This is a genomic window from Gammaproteobacteria bacterium (assembly GCA_035546635.1).
Taxonomy (GTDB): Bacteria; Pseudomonadota; Gammaproteobacteria; order JAURND01; family JAURND01; genus DASZWJ01.
This window is the reverse complement of sequence record DASZWJ010000013.1, coordinates 1-17,734: the sequence shown is the minus strand read 5'-3', so window position 1 is coordinate 17,734 and position 17,734 is coordinate 1. Positions and strand designations below refer to the sequence as shown.

Here is a 17,734-nt window from a genome sequence, read left to right as displayed (position 1 = left end):
CTTCTAAGCTAAGGAAACATGTGTGCATACCCTAGCCCACAAGGGGAGAAGGATATTAATCAGCTTCTTTCGGATTTTAATGCGACAACATTGCCCGCATCACATACTGTAATATACCCCCGTGTTTATAATACGCCACCTCATTCAAAGTGCTCAAGCAGCAAACTAGACTGGTTTCGATAGTTTCTCCAGACGGATAGTGAATAACTGCTTTAACTTTCATATTGGGTTTAAGGCTTTCGCTTAGGCCGCTGATATCAATGACTTCTGCACCGGTTAAGCCCAAAGTATGGCGGTTGGTGCCATGCGCAAATTCTAAAGGCAGTACCCCCATGCCAATCAAATTGGAGCGGTGAATACGTTCAAAACTTTCCGCGATAATTGCAACGACACCTAACAGTTTAGAGCCCTTGGCTGCCCAGTCGCGTGAGGAACCTGTGCCGTATTCAGCACCGGCGACCACGATTAAGGGGGTATGCTCTTCCTGATAGCGCATGGCCGCATCATAGATAGGCAGAATTTCTCCGCTTCCAAAATGTCTGGTAAATCCACCTTCGATACCAGGAATTATTTCATTGCGGATGCGGATATTGGCAAAGGTACCTCTGACCATCACCTCATGATTACCACGTCTTGCGCCATAGGAATTGAAATCAGCAACGGTTACCCCGTTGGATAATAAGTATTTCCCAGCTGGGCTATCGGGTTTTATCGAGCCAGCAGGAGAGATATGGTCTGTCGTCACGCTATCGCCAAGTAACGCAAGTAGGCGTGCACCTTTTATATCTTGCACGGCTTCGGGGTAACGGGTCATGGAAGAAAAAAATGTCGGCTGTTGAATATAGGTTGAACCGTTACGCCAGGAAAAAGTTTGGCTTTCTGATACTTTAATCGCCTGCCAAGCATTGTCACCCGTGAAAACATCAGCATATTGTTCGCGAAACATTTTTTCATTGAGCACATTGACAGCATTGGCGATTTCATTGCTAGTTGGCCAGATATCTTTCAGAAATACCGGTTGGCCTTGCGGGTTGTGGCCTAGCGGCTCAGTTGTTAGGTCGATTCGTGTGGTGCCGGCTAAGGCAAAGGCTACTACCAAGGGTGGGGAAGCTAGCCAATTGGCTTTTACCTGCGGATGGATGCGGCCTTCAAAATTACGATTCCCAGATAATACAGCGGAGACGACTAAATCGAATTCATTGATGGTTTCAGCTACCGGTTCTGGTAATGGGCCCGAATTGCCAATGCAAGTGGTACAACCATAAGCAACCAGCGAAAATCCTAGCTGATCCAGCCAGGTTTGCAGGCCGGATTCATTTAGATAACGTGTGACGACTCGTGAACCCGGTGCCAGTGAAGTTTTGACCCAAGGTTTAGTTTTTAAGCCCTGTTCTACCGCTTTTTTAGCTAGCAAACCTGCTGCCATCAAAATGCTGGGGTTGGAAGTGTTGGTGCAACTGGTAATGGCGGCAATCACGACATCGCCGTGGCCGAGATCGAAACCTGCACCTGTTGAAAATTTATCTTGTTTTTCTGAAGTAAGTTGTGCGTCTGCTAATAATTTATCGAAAGCTGTATTGATTTCAGATAAGGCAACACGGTCTTGCGGGCGTTTTGGACCGGCCACACTGGGTATAACTTTACCCAAATCCAATTCCAGCACTTCGGTAAACATAGGATCATGGACATTTTCATCATGCCATAATCCCTGTATTTTGGCATAGGCTTCAACCAGTGCCAGGGTTTGTTCATCACGGCCGGTGAGTCGCATGTAGTTGATAGTAATGCGATCGATGGGAAAAAAGCCGCAGGTTGCGCCATATTCAGGCGCCATATTGCCTATCGTAGCGCGATCTGCCAGAGGCAGGTCAGTCAATCCAGGGCCGAAATATTCTACAAATTTGCCGACAACGCCTTGTTTACGCAGCATTTGTGTTAAATAAAGCACGAGATCGGTGGCGGTTATACCTTCGCGCAGTTTGCCAGATAATTTAACACCGATGACTTCCGGGATCACCATGGAAATGGGTTGTCCCAGCATGGCAGCTTCTGCTTCAATGCCGCCTACACCCCAGCCTAGCACTCCTAAGCCGTTAATCATGGTGGTATGGCTGTCGGTGCCGACTAAAGTATCGGGGAAAGCGAGGAATCGGCCGTTGGCGTTTTGAGTTGACCAGATGCCTTTGGCCAAATATTCCAGATTGACTTGATGGCAGATGCCGGTATCTGGCGGCACGACGTTGAAATTATTGAAAGCTTTTTGTCCCCAGCGTAGAAATTCGTAACGTTCAAAATTACGTTGCATTTCCAATTCGGCATTTATTTTCATGGCGTCTTTGCTGTTAAACGCATCCACCTGTATTGAATGATCGATGACCAAATCGACAGGGGATAAAGGATTAATACGTTCTGGGTCCCCGCCTAGATTTTTGATCGCATCGCGCATGGCGGCTAGATCGACAATAGCGGGGACTCCGGTAAAATCTTGCATTAACACTCGCGTTGGACGGTAGGCGATTTCATGATCGGAATATTTTTCGTTGAGCCATTGTGCCATGGCATGGATATCCTGGCGGGTGACGCTTTCGTCATCTTCAAAACGCAGTAAGTTTTCCAGTAAAATTTTTAAGGTAAAAGGTAATCTGGATGCACCGTGGAGGCCTTCGGCTTCCGCAGCGGCTAAGCTAAAGTATTCATATTCCGTGGCGTTTACTTTCAAGGTACGGCGGGTATTAAAAGAATCTTTTGACATGTCAGATGTTCTCCTTATTAAATGCCGAGAAAGTATCAGGCTGTAAGTGCGGTGATATGGATATTGATTTTTGAGCTAATAGAGTTAGCGATAAAACAATGTTTATGAGCGCTTTCTTGCAATTTTTGTATTTGGTTATTATCGGGTTGTTCTTCAAATAAGATTTCTGGATGCAATTGGATTTCAACGACACACATAGCACCTTGCGCATTATTGCCGATTTTTCCTATGGCTTTGTCGGTGTAACTTTTGATTTTGTAGCGCTGTTTGCTGGCAATGGCGAGAAGGGTATGCATGTAACAAAAGGACAGGGCGGCGACGAATAACTCTTCTGAATTGGTAAAGCGGGAATCGCCATAATAAAGGGAAGGATTGGAAACTAGGAGGGTTTCACCGCCACTAAAAGTTAAAGTGGCATCGCGGTTATAGGTTTCATAGATGAAATCTGTTGTCGTTCTTTGCCATGCTAGGGTGGTTTTGGTTAAGTTTTCTTGGGGATGGGCGTGACTGATGGTGGTCGTCCAGGCGGGCGGATCGCTGGCTGGAAATGATTCTTCAATGGCTTCATCAATGGATTTTTGCGTGGAGGCGACTTTTTTTTGCCAGACGGAATCGTCACTGGATGGTTTTTGGGGGTGATTCATGGTGTTACTTCCTTATAAGGTAGCACTTCGACTTACTACTAGATTATTACTACGTATTGTCTAGAATAGCATATAAAAATTTAGCCACCAAGATTAGGGTGGCCTGTGTTCTATGCTCGAGAAACTTCATGACTATAAAAATTCTATCCAGCAGTAGTGTGCTTCCCAAGCGGATTGTCACTAACTTTGATTTAGCTAAACAAGTCGATACTTCGGATGAATGGATTCAAAAAATGACGGGGATCAGGCAACGTCATATCTTGAGTGAAGATGAGACGTTTTTGGACTGTACGGTGGAAGCTGCGCGATTGGCTATAGAGAAAGCCAAACTTTCACCTGAAGACATAGATGCCATTGTCATCAGCACCAGCACGCCTTGGCAAATCATGCCGAGTACTGCGGCGATTGTGCAAGGATTATTGGGGATTACGCAGTGCATTGCTTTTGACTTGCAAGCCGCTTGCGGTGGTTTTATGTATGCCTTATACAATGCCTGGTGTTTTATGCAGGCGGATAAAAAAATTCGCCGTACTTTGGTGATGGGGTGTGAGGCGCTGTCAAAAGTCATTGATTGGCGCGATCGAACCACTTGTGTTCTATTTGGTGATGGTTTTGGTGCATTGGTATTAGAACGTGATGATGCAGAAGATGGCAAGGGGATACTGCACTGCACCATCAGCTGTGATGGTGCAGGTCGCCAAGACTTGGAGGTACCTTGGGGCATAGGACGGGGTTATGCCGAGCTGGAAACGGCCAATCGCCATATGTTAATGAATGGCCGCGAAGTCTATAAAAATTCAGTGAATTATTTTGTGTCATTGATTAAAGACACTTTGGCGGAAAACAATTTACAAGAACACGACATAGCTTGGGTAATTCCGCATCAGGCGAACATACGTATTATCCATGCGGTTGCAGAGCGCATGAATATTCCTCATGAGCGTTTTGTCATCACTTTGCAGCAGCATGGTAATACTTCAGCCGCTTCGATTCCATTGGCGTTTGATTCAGCGGTTAAATCTAACAAAATTTCGGCGGGGGACTTAGTTTTATTGGTTGGATTTGGCGCAGGTTATACTTGGGGAACGGCGTTGATTTCTGTTTAGGAACTTTTTAAAGGAAATTCCTTTAAAAATGAATCATGGGAGAATTTGAATGGCACAACCTAGAGTGGAAATAATCAATTCAAGGAATGCTCAACATCAGGATAAGCATCTGCTAAGAAATAAAGACTTAAACGAGTTATATCATAGAAATTTTAAATTACAGTATGAAAATAACTTGGGTAAGTTATATTTGGGTGATTCCATAGAATGGCTCTCATCTTTACGGTCGGAAAGCGTTGATTTAGTTTTTGCAGACCCACCATATAATATTAAAAAAGCAGATTGGGATAGCTTCGACAGTCAAGATGAATATCTAAATTGGTCTATCCAGTGGATTAGAGAAGCTTCCAGAGTGCTAAAATCTACGGGATCATTATATATTTGTGGATTTTCTGAAATATTAGCTGATTTAAAGTATCCGGCATCAAAGTATTTTGAGGGATGTCGTTGGCTTATTTGGCATTATAAAAATAAAGCCAACCTGGGTAATGATTGGGGAAGATCACATGAAAGCATTATTCATTTGCGTAAATCAAAAAAATTTAAACTCAATATTGATGATGTAAGAATCCCCTATAGCGCACATACTCTTAAATATCCCTCTCATCCTCAAGCAAAAAGCAGTATGTATGGAAAAGGAGGGGCTACGAAAAAACAAAATGTTTGGTCCCCTAACCCCAAAGGAGCAAAGCCAAAAGATGTAATAGATATACCAACAACCTGCAATGGCATGGAAGAAAAAACGCCGCATCCTACTCAGAAGCCAGAAGAATTAATTAGAAAATTTGTTTTATCTTCCTCAAATGAAGGTGACCTAGTCATTGATCCATTTTCTGGTTCTGGTACAACATTAGTTGTTTCTGAACAACTCAATAGATATTGGCTGGGATGTGACCTTAATGAAGATTATAATAAATGGGCAATCAGGAGAATAAAAAATTGTCGGAATCTAACCAAAGAGGAGTGGATAGAGTTTGATCGCAAGACTGCCGAACGCAGGGAATCAATACGATGAAATTGGAAGAATTGGTACAATTTGCAATAAATAAGAAAAATTTTCTATCTATTCATGATTATATTGATTTTTATTACAAATATTTGTGTTTTATTAAAGATGGCTTTCAAGCAGAAATAATTTCGCAAAATGAAAACCACTATTGCTTTTATCAATACAAGAAAGATGGAAATTATAATATAACAAGGCCAATTAATTCTAACTTAATGTATAAAGCAGAAGAATTTCTTGTAAATTCAAGTAAAGCTTTAGAAGCACTACACCAGTTGCGAGAAGAACAAAATGCAAATGAAGATTTTCGCATACATTTAATACGCACTATTTACACAATTCTGCAATCAATTGGCGCGACATTAGATGCTTTGCCATCTGGAAAATCTAATCAAGCACGCAAAGTGAATGGTGATTTGTTTGAGATGTTAATACGTCTGCTAATAACTTATTTAAAAGTTGATTGTGTATCAGGAACATTTCAGGTTAAGGTTAAAGATGATAATGGAGTTGTTTTGTTTCCAACTAGTTATCAACATGATTTGTTAATGAGAAAAGAAGGGAAATTAAAGGTAATAGGTTCTGTCAAAACATCTAGCAAAGATCCTAGATAAAATCTTTTTGGACAAACTTCTCTATAGTAAATTAACTGGTACAGCGCTTCCCCATATCGCTATTTTTTTAAATGATGTACAAAGGAAAAAATCCAACAAATCTAATAGATATGGAATAAATGCAACTTTCCTTCCGGGTCATTTTAAAGCCTATACTGTAAAATTAAATGCATTAGATGGCGTTTATTACTGTGATATTCGTCCAAATATGGTTGAAGACCATTTTCTTGCAAAGTATATTTCTACAATAGATAAATTTTTTTATGATGATCTATGGTCATTGTTGCACAAAAGAGAATTAAAAGAAATTGTAGTTGAAAAATCGAGTATTTGAAAAATAAAAAATAGTTGTTTGCTGACGCTCAGAATTTACTGGGTAGTTAAACTTAAGAGGTATTTAATGAAGACCAACGTAAATTATTTGCCCTCTAATAAGCAAAAAGAACTTGCGGATATAGTGAGAACTATCAGGGAAATTTTTATACCGGAGATGATAGTTTTGTTTGGTAGTTACGCGCGGGATAAATGGATAGAAGATAAGTACGACGAAGACCACTATCGCTATCAAAGTGACTTTGATATTTTGGTTATTGTTAACACACGCAGCGAGTCGGCTCAAGCCAAGCTGGAGCGTGATATAGAAGATAAAATTGAGAAAAATGAGGATATTAAAACACCGGTATCTGTTATTGTGCATGATATTGACTTTGTCAATAGACGTTTAAGTAAAGCGCAATTTTTTTTTACTGATATAAAAAAAGAAGGGGTTCTGTTATATGATTCTGGTCAGTTTCAATTGAAGGAAGCCAAGGAGTTGTCGCCCAGTGAAAGAAAAAAATTTGCACGAGAAGATTTTGATTATTGGTTTTCAAGTGCAAGTAGACTGCTTGAAACTTTTCAAATAAAATTGCTTAAAAAATATTATGCGGATGCTGCGTTTGAATTGCATCAAGCAGTAGAACGTTTATATTCAGGAATTCTGTTAGTTTTTACTCGTTATAAACCTAATACCCATGATTTAGCAATTTTAAGAAAGTTAGCTAATTCAGTTGATTATCGGTTGACACACATTTTTCAATTAGATAATACAGAAAGTAAAAGACTATTTAAATTACTTAAAAAAGCGTATGTAGAAGCACGTTATAAACCTAATTATCTCATTACTCATGAAGAGTTAGTGCAATTGTATCAACAAGTTGAAGAATTAAAAAAGCTTGGCGAGTTAATTTGCCAAGAAAAAATTGATAGTTTTGTGTGAGTACCTAGTCGTTGGCATCATTCCTAGGCATTTTCAATTTTTTACCCCAAGTCCATATTGCATACACAACCGTACCCCAAAACACATAAACCAAAACCAAAAAATAAAATGAAAATGTGGTTAAGTAGCGAAGTGCGGTAATAATTAATATTCCTTCTAGTAAGTTCAGTAAGGCTAACATCGTTAATGCCAAGACTAAGTAATTGGTATTTGAGAAGGCGCGCCAAACATCAGGTAGCAGAAAAAGAATACCTAACATCAGCAAGGCTACAAAAACATAACCATTCATTATCAGGAAGGGATAAAATAAAAAGCCCACATTGATGCCGTAGTTAGATTGAAAATGCGCGACTAGACCTTTAATGATGCCGCTGGTGATGGTATAAATTTTTAAATGATAAACAGCCAGCATCTCCTTGGTGTTGTTTTTCCATAAAAGAAAATAATATTTTGAGATCGCTTGGTCGTAGGCGTTGGTGTAAAGGATATGGACTTGGGGATTGATTTCTTGTGCAAATTTCAGATTATTTTTATCGTTCCATCTAATTCCCAGCTGTTTGGCAAAAGCGTTGGGTGGATCATTCAGGCCTAAGACCAACATATGCACGACGGGGTGAGTTTTATTCGTGGCATGCGGGCCCAATTCAATCGCGGTTAGCCAAGTAAATACCAGGATAATGATGCATTTAGCTACGAGCAAAGTGATGATTGCACTTTTCGATTTCGCTTTGCGTATTAAAAAAATGCAGTAAAGAATCATGATAAAAAGCAGAGCAAATAATTCTGACGAGCGGGCGTAATATAACCAGAATTCGAGGCTGGTGACGGCGATTAGGAATAAAATATGGGGAAGAAATTTTTGATAAAAGCCAAAGCGTGCTGATAATCCATAAAGTGCTAGAATTGCCAGTATGCAAGGTAGCACAAAACCGTGTACGTCAATTGCCAGCATTAAAGTATTGACGTTAATGAGAATGGCTAGAAACGTCACGACCCAGACGCTAGGCCAACGAATGCCGATGCTGAGTAAATAAAAACTAAATACCCCAATCAATGCAATTTGTAATACGACGCAGAACATCCACAGTTGTTTGAGTGTAATGTTGCCAAATAAAAGCATGGCTGTGCGGTCAAGCCAATATAATGGCAAGCCTTCTTCCACTTCATGATTGTTGAGGGTTTTTACTGCAGAGGCGATATCTAAAATATTATGCCCGCAGTAATCAGGTAATGCGGGGTTAGTCAGTTTAGGTATATCGAAGAGTCGTATATTGAGATCCAGTGGTTTTCCTGCCAATTTTCTGATATTCGGATCAATAAAGTGCTGAGTATGACAGAGGTTGGCATTGATGGCGGCGGATAGTTGGTACAGCGTATTTGCATAAATTAAGGTGACTTTGTTGGGGGTGATGTTAGCGTGTAAGATGGCGGAGGAGGTTAACAGAATGAGCAATGACAAGAGTAGGGATTTAGCAGCAGAGAGTTTTTTTCCGATCATCCATGAAAATAACTGCATATAAATGGCCTGTTAAAGAGATATTAGTTAGCATCTCCTTCTCCCCTTGTGGGCTAGGGTATGCACACAAATAACTAGTGGCTCAATCCTTCTCCCCTTGTGGGAGAAGGTGCCCGAAGGGCGGATGAGGGGTGTGCGTGCAGTAGCTCTTACTAAAAGCCAATCCAAACTCACCCTCTCATCCGCCCTAGCGGGCACCTTCTCCCACAAGGGGAGAAGGGAAGTATTAGTTTTTTTATTTAAACCACAATATTCACCAATTTCTTTGGTACCACAATAATCCTTTTAGGCACCTTATCAGCAAGATGCTGTTGAATACGCGGGTCTGCCAGTGCCAAAGATTGAATCAACTCTTCATTAGCGGCAGCGGGAACATTGATACTACAACGTAATTTTCCATTCACTTGCACCACCAGATTGATAGTGTCAGTTTGTAAGGCGCTAGTATCCACAACCGGCCAGCTGGATTGCAGAATATCTTCGCCATAACCTAAACTTTGCCACAGATGATGACTGATATGTGGTGTGATCGGCGCTAGGATAGAAAGCAGAATGCCAAGCCCTTCATGAATCACGCCGAAGTTTTCAACATTAGCAGGAATATCAGTCAATATATTCAGTAATTTCATCGCCGCAGAAACTACCGTATTCAGTTGTAAACGCTCCATATCTTGACTGGCTTGTTGCAAGATTGCATGGATAGCCTTGCGCCAGCTTTTGTGTTCTTCAGTGAGCGTTTTATCTAACAGTGGCTGTGCGGGTTGAGAACGGATAAATTCTCCCACTTGTTGTGCATAAGCCCAAAGACGTTTTAAGTAGCGATAAGAACCTTCCACCCCACTGTCTGACCATTCAAGTGACTGTTCAGGCGGAGAAGCAAAAATAGTGAATAACCGCACCGTATCTGCGCCGTATTGCGCTATTAAATCCCGCGGTGATACGGTATTACCTTTAGACTTAGACATTTTCGCGCCATTTTTCAGCACCATACCTTGGGTCAAGAGATGCGTAAACGGTTCATTGCCCTTAATCAAGCCTTCATCGCGCAGCACTTTGTAAATAAACCGCGAATACAACAGATGTAATACGGCGTGTTCAATACCGCCGATATATTGATCTACAGGCAACCAATAGTTGGCACGCTCATCCAGCATGGCTTTGGGTTGGTCAGGGCAGGTATAGCGCGCGTAATACCAGGAAGATTCCATAAAAGTATCAAAGGTATCGGTTTCACGTGTGGCGTGCGAACCACAGTGGGGGCAGGTTGTTTCGTAAAATTCCGGCAGCGATTTTAAGGGTGAAACTGGGGCATCCAGGGTAATGTTATCAGGCAGTACTACGGGTAAATCTTTATCAGGGACTGGCACTATACCGCAGTGTTGACAGTAAATAATGGGGATAGGTGTACCCCAGTAACGTTGCCTTGAGATACCCCAGTCACGTAGCCGGTAGTGCACTTGGCGTTGGCCGTGGCCATGCTGCGTCAAATGGTCAATAATGGCTTTAAAGCCTTCTTCCGTCGTCAGGCCATCAAATGTGCCAGAGTTAAATAAAATCCCCGATTGCGTGAATGCGCTTTGGGTAAAATCCCAGACAGCATTTTGCGGTTTGATCACCTGCTTAACAGGTAAGTCATAAAGTTTGGCAAATTCAAAATCGCGTTCATCATGCGCTGGCACGGCCATCACTGCACCGGTGCCGTATTCCATCAGCACATAGTTAGCCACCCAAATGGGAATTTCCTGACCGGTAATGGGGTGAATGGCACGGAATAGGGTATCTAAGCCTTGTTTGGGTAGTGTAGCCAGTTCGGATTCAGCGGTTTTGGTATGTTGGTGTTCAGATAAAAATTGTTTGATGGCTGGATTTTTTTCAGCAGCTGCCAGCGCTAAGGGATGCTCTGGCGCCACTGCCAGATAAGTCACGCCGAGCAAAGTATCAGGCCGAGTGGTATAAACTTGTACCAGTTGATCGGAATTCTTAACATCAAAACGAATCGCTATACCTTCAGAGCGTCCGATCCAATTCTCCTGCATGGTGCGTACTTGCAGAGGCCATCCGGGCAAATGCTTTAATTCGCTAAGTAATTCTTCAGCATAATGGGTGATTTTGAGGAACCACTGCGGTATTTCGCGTCGCTCTACCAATGCCCCCGATCGCCAGCCACGACCATCGATGACTTGTTCATTGGCTAGCACGGTGTTATCCACCGGATCCCAGTTGACCACAGAAAGTTTGCGATAAGCCAAACCTTTTTTGTACAAACGGGTAAATAACCATTGCTCCCAACGATAATAATCAGGACTGGCAGTCGTTAATTCCCGTTGCCAATCGATGGCGAAGCCCAACTGTTGTAATTGCGCCCGCATTTCACCGATATTTTGGTAAGTCCATTGGGAAGGGGCGACTTTATGCTTTAAAGCGGCATTTTCCGCCGGTAAGCCAAATGCATCCCAGCCCATGGGTTGCAGCACATTTTTACCGCGCAAACGTTGATAGCGGGCAATGGCGTCCCCTATGGTGTAATTGCGCACATGCCCCATATGCAGTTCGCCGCTGGGGTAGGGTAGCATGGAAAGGCAGTAGAATTTTTCTTTATTTTTATCTTCTTTGGCATTAAAGACGCTATGTTTAGCCCAGTAATCTTGAGCCGCTTGTTCAATTATGTTGGGTTGGTAGGTTTTTTCCATGGGGGGTCTTTAAGAGTTAGTTTTTTTAAGAGTCAGGCCTATTGGGGCAATACAGTGCTATTGAGGGCGCACAGTACTATGGTGCAAGCCAATTTTATAGTATACTCCCCAAACGATAAATTTGTCAGCATATCAATCCGTGCGCCTGCAATAACTTGCTCAATCAATGGAATGAGCCATGTCCTTTCTTAAAATGGAGCTTGCCAATACCTTAAATGGTCAGCAAATTAATCTGCCTATGTCTCAACAATCTAAAGCTACCCTATATCCAGTACTCACAGCAGAAGCCTTACTAGCCCATCCCAAGCGGCGTTTAGTCTTAGAAAAAATCAAAAAAGACTGCGGCTTAGAGCTGCGTTATTACCAAATGTGCTATGAGCCGCTTATTTTGCACTTTTTAGAATTAGTGCAAGCCTTGCCATTTCAGATTAACGGCGGTCCTGGGACGTTAATGGATTATGGTTTGGAACGAGCGGAATTAATGGTACAAACCTATAAAGAAGAAGCAGGCAATAAATTTGATGCCAAACATGCTTATGCCGTGATTATTGCTGCGCTGTTGCAAGATGTAGGTCGAATTACCAGTAACCAGAAAGTGATTATTTCTGATCGCGGGGGTAATTTCATCGCTTATTGGACACCTTTTGAAGGTTCTCTCGTCGGCAAGGGTGATTTTTACCGAGTACGTTTTTTTGAAAATCAATGGGTCACTTTGGCTAAAGAAGTGACGACACTTTTGGCGCGTCAGATTATTCCAGCGATTGGTCTTATTTGGCTGGGACAGGATAATCGCGTGCTGCAGTCACTGTTATGTGCATTAAATGGTGAGAAGAGCGGCGGTGGTGATATTTTTAATTGGCTGCAATTAGTCAATAAACGTTGGCAAAACCGTCCACCCAAAGAGCATTTGCCGCCCTTGCGTGTCGATAGCATTACCCCACAGGAAACTGAAATTGGCGAAGCTTTTTTAGGATGGTTAAACCAAGGCTTGCAGAATGGCTCTATATTAGTCGACACACCTGAAGCCTGTGTGTATAAACTGAATAATGGTGGGATATTTTTAGAATGCCCTAGAATTTTTAAGTATTTTTGTGATGCTTACGGTGAACGTATTGATTGGATTGTGCCTTGTAAACAGTTCATCGCTTTGGGGTTGACTACCACAACAGTAGGCACTTTGCAGTTTACGCAATTTTATTTTAAATATACCAAAAAACCTCCTGAGCCGAGTCAGATGGCTTATATTTTTCAAAACCAGAATAAGCAGCGTTCGGCATTTCAAATCGCAGCTAAGCCCAAAGTCCGTCAGCCTATGATTCGTGAAGGTTTGGTTATTCCACCAGAAAATACCGGTTTAATTTATGGGAATATTGCTGAATTGCAACAAGTGGTTGAGTTGCAACCGGTTGAATCAATTACCAATCAGCAATTAGCACAACATGATTTGACTTTGTTGCAGCAGCAGCATGATGCGATTAAAAATTTTACGCAGAGTAGGACTTCATAAATATAGATTGATTGCGAAAAATCCTCCCCTTGCTGGCCACAAGGGAAGGTTAAATTTAATTAATCACGATTGCCGGAAAAGGCGCCAAGAATGTTGAGCAGACTGGTGAATAAGTTGAAAAGCGCAATATAGATGGAAATAGTTGCCATAATATAGTTCTGTTCACCGCCATTCATGATTTGACTGGTATGAAATAAAATCAAGCCAGAACTCAATAGGGCAAAAGCCGCAGATACCACTAATGACAATATCGGCATGCTGAATATGGCGCCAGCGATACCTGCTATGAAAGCCACCAAAATAGCTGCGAATAAAAATCCGCCCAAATAGCTAAAGTCTTTGCGCGAAGTTAAAACATAAGCTGAAAGCGCCAGGAATATGACACCTGTCGCGCCAAGGGCTGTCATGATGATTTGGCCGCCGTTGGCAAATGTATGTAAGAAGCTGTTTAATAAAGGCCCTAGGGTATATCCCATAAAACCGGTGAAAGCAAAAGCGGCGACGATACCCCAGACACTATTGCGTAATGCCGTGACTAAGTAGAGTAAGCCGAACATGCCGACTAATGTGACGATTAAGCCTGGGCCTCTGGTGTTGCTAGCCATAGCAAAAGCTGCGGTGGCTGCACTAAAGAGTAGCGTCAAGCTAAGGAGAAAATAAGTATTTCTTAAGACTGAGTTGGTAGCTAAAATAGATTGCTGCGATCGAGTGACGGCAGTATTTTTAGATTGCATTTGTCGTTAACTCCAATGGTTGTACCAGATTGCATTATACCATAAATAAAGCTTTGGTTGTTAACTGAATTGGCCAATTTCTGTGTAAAAATGCCAAGGAGGTTGCGTTGTGCCTGATGTATTGTATACTCTTTACCCACCAGTCGGAGAGGTGGCTGAGCGGTCGAAAGCGGCGGTCTTGAAAACCGTTGAGGGGCAACCCCCCTCCCAGGGTTCGAATCCCTGCCTCTCCGCCAAGTAAAAATTAGAACCAGGATAACAACGCGAAAAATTCGGGATTTGGTTGAGTGTTTTGGTAAATTAATATAAAATAATTGCAATGTTTTGATGATTTTGCGTAATTGGCGAGTCGTTGCAGTTTTGTAAAGATTGCAATTATCACCTTGGTTTTATCTATAGATAAGGAAACTAACTTGCAACCTGATATCCGTGTCCTTTTAGTAGACGACCACGACCTGGTGCGTGCTGGAATCAAACGTGTTTTAACGGATGTTCCTTACATTAAAGTCGTCGGCGAAGTTAATTCCGGTGAAGAAGCTGTGCGTGTTGCGCCCGAACTGAAACCGGAAGTGGTGTTACTTGATTTTAAAATGCCTAAAATGGATGGGCTGGAAACGACGCATGCGCTATTAGCGATAGATCCTAATCTTAAGATATTAATGGTCAGTGTTTGTCTTGATGAATTATTACTGCCTAAATTATTTAAAGAAGGTGTGGCTGGCTACTTCAGTAAAAATTGCAGCGTTGAGGAAATGATAAAAGCCATTAAGGTGGTACATGAAGGCCAGCGTTATATTAGCCCAGCTTTGACCCAGCAATTGGGCTTAAAAAGCCTAGATTCAGGTGATTTGTTTATTTTTGATGTATTGTCTGAGCGGGAATTGCAGGTGGTTTTGATGATTGTCGACGGTCTGACTATTCATGAAATTTCTGATAAATTAGGGATCAATCGCAAAACGATCAACAGTTACCGCAGCCGATCTTTTCAAAAACTCAATGTTAAAAATGATGTTGAGTTAACCTTGCTGGCAGCGCGGCAAGGATTAATAGAAAATTCCAACCAATAAATCCTGCAAAATGAGTGCTTTTGATCCTAAGGCATTTATAGAAACACTGCCCACCCGTCCTGGCATTTATCAAATGATGAATGCGCAAGGCCAGGTATTATATGTAGGCAAGGCACGAAATCTTAAAGACAGGGTCAGCAGCTATTTTCGTGCAGGTGCATTGGATACCAAAACCATAGCCCTAGTACAGAAAATAGATCATATGACCGTAACGGTAACGCATAGTGAGAACGAAGCGTTACTGTTAGAAAGTAATCTCATCAAGAAATTACGCCCGCGTTATAACATCCTGCTCCGTGATGACAAATCTTATCCCTATTTATTTCTTTCAGCACATCGTGATTTTCCGCGCTTGACATTCCATCGCGGACCCGAACGTGAGAAGGGTGAGTATTTTGGACCCTATCCCAGTGCGGCTGCAGTGCATGAAACTTTAGATGTGCTACAAAAATTGTTCAAAATTCGCCAATGTAGCGATCCTTTTTTCAAGAGTCGTACCCGCCCCTGTCTGCAATATCAAATTAAACGCTGTACTGCGCCTTGTGTCGGTTATGTCGATGTGGCTGCCTATCAGGAGGATGTACAGCGTACTCGCCTATTTTTGCGGGGCAAAAATGAAGCGGTTATGCAAGAGCTGATAAACAAAATGGAGCAAGCCGCTTCACGTTTAGAATTTGAGGCTGCGGCACATTTACGCGATACGATCAATATCATGCGTCAAATGCAAGCGCGGCAGGCGATTAGCACGGATGAGGGCGATGTAGATGTGATTGCTGTGACTAGCCGTGAAGGGGCGGTCTGTATAGAAGTGCTCTATATTCGCAATGGCCGGTTGTTGGGTAATAAATCTTTTTTTCCTAAGGCTCCGAAAGAAGCAAGAGAGGAAGAAGTTCTAACTTCTTTTCTGCCACAATATTACTTAAGCGCACAACGCGGTGAGTCTTTTCCCGATCGTATTTATGTCAACCTGCCTTTGGCGGATGGCCAGTGGATAATAGAAGCATTGAGTGAACAATGGCAACGCAAAGTAGTCATGACCGTGCCAACACGCGGATTCCCAAAACAATGGATCAATATGGCATTGCTGAATGCCCGCCACTCTTTAGTCAATCATCTGTCTAGCCAGCTCAATTATTATCAATGGCTGGAAGCTTTACAAAAAGCCTTCAAATTGCCAGGTCTGCCGCAGCGTTTAGAATGTTTTGATATCAGCCATACAATGGGAGAGGCTACCGTCGCCTCTTGTGTGGTCTTTGGAACGGAAGGTCCCATTAAAGATGATTACCGCCGCTTTAATATCCGGGATATTCAGCCAGGTGATGATTATGCAGCCATGCAGCAGGCGTTGGAGCGGCGTTATACCCGCATAAAAGCGACGGGGGGTGAGGTGCCGGATATTCTTATTATTGATGGTGGTAAAGGCCAGCTATCTGTAGCTGAACAGGTATTGGAAGAACTGCAAGTGGTTGGAGTGACACTGTTGGCTGTCGCCAAAGGACCTACGCGTAAGCCAGGGTTAGAGACTATTTTTCTATCCGGCCATACACAACCTTGGCACTTTGAACCTGATTCTGTAGTTTTGCATTTGATACAACGCATTCGCGATGAAGCGCATCGGTTTGCCATTACGGGCCACCGTCAGCAACGTGCGAAAGCGCGTACCACTTCACCCTTGGAAGCTGTGCCAGGAATCGGTCCCACTCGTCGGCGTGAAATATTGAAACATTTTGGCGGTTTGCAGGGTGTGATGCGCAGTAGTGTTGCGGAATTGGCTAAAGTTCCGGGTATTAGTTTGGATTTAGCCCAGCGGTTGTATGATAGTTTGCATGGGGAGTAGGGGGGTTATAGTGCTTAGCTTGATTTCTATGCTTATTAAGGGAAGAAGAGCAGCTATTCATAAACTCCTAGCCAATCAATTGCAAAAATGCCTACATCTAAAGCTTTTAAATCCACTTAAGTCATTGGTAGAATAGTCCCATGACTATACCCAATATCCTCACATTCATCCGTATCCTCATCATTCCCATCTTCGTGGTATTTTTCTATTTGCCTGTTCCTTGGGGGCATACCGTAGCCGCTATTCTATTCGCTATCGCAGCCATCACAGACTGGCTGGATGGCTATTTGGCGCGATATTTAAAGCAAGGCAGCCGCTTTGGCACTTTTTTAGACCCAGTGGCTGATAAACTGGCAGTAGCTGTAGCTTTAGTGCTGATCGCAGGTGAAATGGGATCAGCTTATGTCGCTATTCCTGCCGCAATCATCGTGGGGCGCGAGATTGTTATCTCCGGTTTACGAGAATGGATGGCAGAAATTGGTAAACGTACCAGCGTAAAAGTCAGTTCAATCGGGAAATTCAAAACAGTCGTGCAGATGTTATCGCTGATTATATTGGTGTTGTACAAGCCCAGCGGTTTGCTGTTAGTGAAGGTTATAGGCTTGGTTTTATTATATATAGCAGTGCTATTAACCCTATGGTCAATGATAATGTATCTAAAAGCTGCATGGACAGACTTGACTTTATCTACAAATAAAGAATAATACACATCCTCCAGATGAGATTGACTGGAGTCAAAGATTCTACAATACCTATAAATCTAAAAGCGGGAATAGCTCAGTTGGTAGAGCACAACCTTGCCAAGGTTGGGGTCGCGAGTTCGAGTCTCGTTTCCCGCTCCAGTATCTTTTTCAAAATGCTTTGGGTCTTTCCCAATTTAGGGGGCACTTCATCAACCACATAACACTCTAACTCGTAATCGGTAGTTTTCAAAATTTTTAAATCCATACGCACGTCTTTGAATCAACTTCATCTTGCGATGGAACCCTTCTGTTATTCCATT

The 17,734-nt window shown here is 42.5% G+C and carries 15 protein-coding genes and 2 tRNA genes; 11 read left to right on the top strand and 6 right to left on the bottom strand.

Going from position 1 to position 17,734, the window contains the following annotated elements; translation table 11 throughout:
• Positions 1-76: 76 nt before the first annotated feature.
• Together acnA and VHE99_02215 are read right to left on the bottom strand one after the other, a co-directional pair.
• Positions 77-2,752: an aconitate hydratase AcnA gene (gene acnA, locus VHE99_02220; GenBank protein ID HVV67840.1), complete on the bottom strand. Its 2,676-nt coding sequence runs from the start codon at positions 2,750-2,752 to the stop codon at positions 77-79.
• A gap of 35 nt (positions 2,753-2,787) precedes the next feature.
• Complete coding sequence (locus VHE99_02215) at positions 2,788-3,396, bottom strand: OsmC family protein (protein HVV67839.1); 609 nt, start codon at positions 3,394-3,396, stop codon at positions 2,788-2,790.
• 128 nt (positions 3,397-3,524) lie between these two features.
• On the opposite strand from VHE99_02215, the gene VHE99_02210 reads away from it, so the two are divergent.
• The 5 genes from VHE99_02210 to VHE99_02190 all read left to right on the top strand — a co-directional run bounded on the left by VHE99_02210 (position 3,525) and on the right by VHE99_02190 (position 7,380).
• The gene (locus tag VHE99_02210; protein ID HVV67838.1) at positions 3,525-4,502 is read left to right on the top strand and encodes a beta-ketoacyl-ACP synthase III; all 978 of its coding nucleotides are present in this window, start codon (positions 3,525-3,527) and stop codon (positions 4,500-4,502) included.
• A 49-nt stretch (positions 4,503-4,551) separates the two neighbouring features.
• Entirely contained in the window at positions 4,552-5,517 is a 966-nt protein-coding gene (locus VHE99_02205) for a site-specific DNA-methyltransferase (GenBank protein HVV67837.1), read from the top strand.
• The gene (locus VHE99_02200; protein HVV67836.1) at positions 5,514-6,122 is read left to right on the top strand and encodes a hypothetical protein; all 609 of its coding nucleotides are present in this window, start codon (positions 5,514-5,516) and stop codon (positions 6,120-6,122) included. Before VHE99_02205 ends, VHE99_02200 begins: the two co-directional genes overlap by 4 nt.
• Positions 6,123-6,129: 7 nt before the next feature.
• Positions 6,130-6,456, top strand: a complete 327-nt coding sequence (locus VHE99_02195) for a hypothetical protein (GenBank protein HVV67835.1) — start codon at positions 6,130-6,132, stop codon at positions 6,454-6,456.
• 66 nt (positions 6,457-6,522) lie between these two features.
• Entirely contained in the window at positions 6,523-7,380 is an 858-nt protein-coding gene (locus VHE99_02190) for a HEPN domain-containing protein (protein ID HVV67834.1), read from the top strand.
• 4 nt (positions 7,381-7,384) lie between these two features.
• On the opposite strand, the gene VHE99_02185 is transcribed toward VHE99_02190, so the two are convergent.
• Together VHE99_02185 and leuS are read right to left on the bottom strand one after the other, a co-directional pair.
• Complete coding sequence (locus VHE99_02185; protein HVV67833.1) at positions 7,385-8,896, bottom strand: hypothetical protein; 1,512 nt, start codon at positions 8,894-8,896, stop codon at positions 7,385-7,387.
• 239 nt (positions 8,897-9,135) lie between these two features.
• Entirely contained in the window at positions 9,136-11,586 is a 2,451-nt protein-coding gene (gene leuS, locus VHE99_02180; GenBank protein HVV67832.1) for a leucine--tRNA ligase, read from the bottom strand.
• A 178-nt stretch (positions 11,587-11,764) separates the two neighbouring features.
• Between leuS and VHE99_02175 the strand changes: the two genes are divergently transcribed.
• Complete coding sequence (locus VHE99_02175; protein HVV67831.1) at positions 11,765-13,093, top strand: TraI domain-containing protein; 1,329 nt, start codon at positions 11,765-11,767, stop codon at positions 13,091-13,093.
• A gap of 59 nt (positions 13,094-13,152) precedes the next feature.
• On the opposite strand, the gene VHE99_02170 is transcribed toward VHE99_02175, so the two are convergent.
• The gene (locus tag VHE99_02170; protein HVV67830.1) at positions 13,153-13,827 is read right to left on the bottom strand and encodes a Bax inhibitor-1/YccA family protein; all 675 of its coding nucleotides are present in this window, start codon (positions 13,825-13,827) and stop codon (positions 13,153-13,155) included.
• A 145-nt stretch (positions 13,828-13,972) separates the two neighbouring features.
• Here VHE99_02170 and VHE99_02165 point away from each other — a divergent pair.
• From VHE99_02165 to VHE99_02145, 5 genes are all read left to right on the top strand, one after another.
• Positions 13,973-14,063: transfer RNA gene (locus VHE99_02165), tRNA-Ser, on the top strand.
• 177 nt (positions 14,064-14,240) lie between these two features.
• On the top strand, positions 14,241-14,894 hold the full coding sequence (locus tag VHE99_02160; GenBank protein HVV67829.1) for a response regulator: 654 nt from the start codon (positions 14,241-14,243) through the stop codon (positions 14,892-14,894).
• Between the two features lie 10 nt (positions 14,895-14,904).
• Complete coding sequence (uvrC, locus tag VHE99_02155; GenBank protein ID HVV67828.1) at positions 14,905-16,731, top strand: excinuclease ABC subunit UvrC; 1,827 nt, start codon at positions 14,905-14,907, stop codon at positions 16,729-16,731.
• Between the two features lie 140 nt (positions 16,732-16,871).
• Complete coding sequence (pgsA, locus tag VHE99_02150) at positions 16,872-17,435, top strand: CDP-diacylglycerol--glycerol-3-phosphate 3-phosphatidyltransferase (GenBank protein HVV67827.1); 564 nt, start codon at positions 16,872-16,874, stop codon at positions 17,433-17,435.
• Between the two features lie 62 nt (positions 17,436-17,497).
• Positions 17,498-17,573, top strand: a tRNA-Gly gene (locus tag VHE99_02145).
• 50 nt (positions 17,574-17,623) lie between these two features.
• Here the strand turns inward: VHE99_02145 and VHE99_02140 are convergent.
• Positions 17,624-17,734: transposase (locus VHE99_02140; protein HVV67826.1), on the bottom strand; the 111-nt coding region annotated here is incomplete at its 5' end.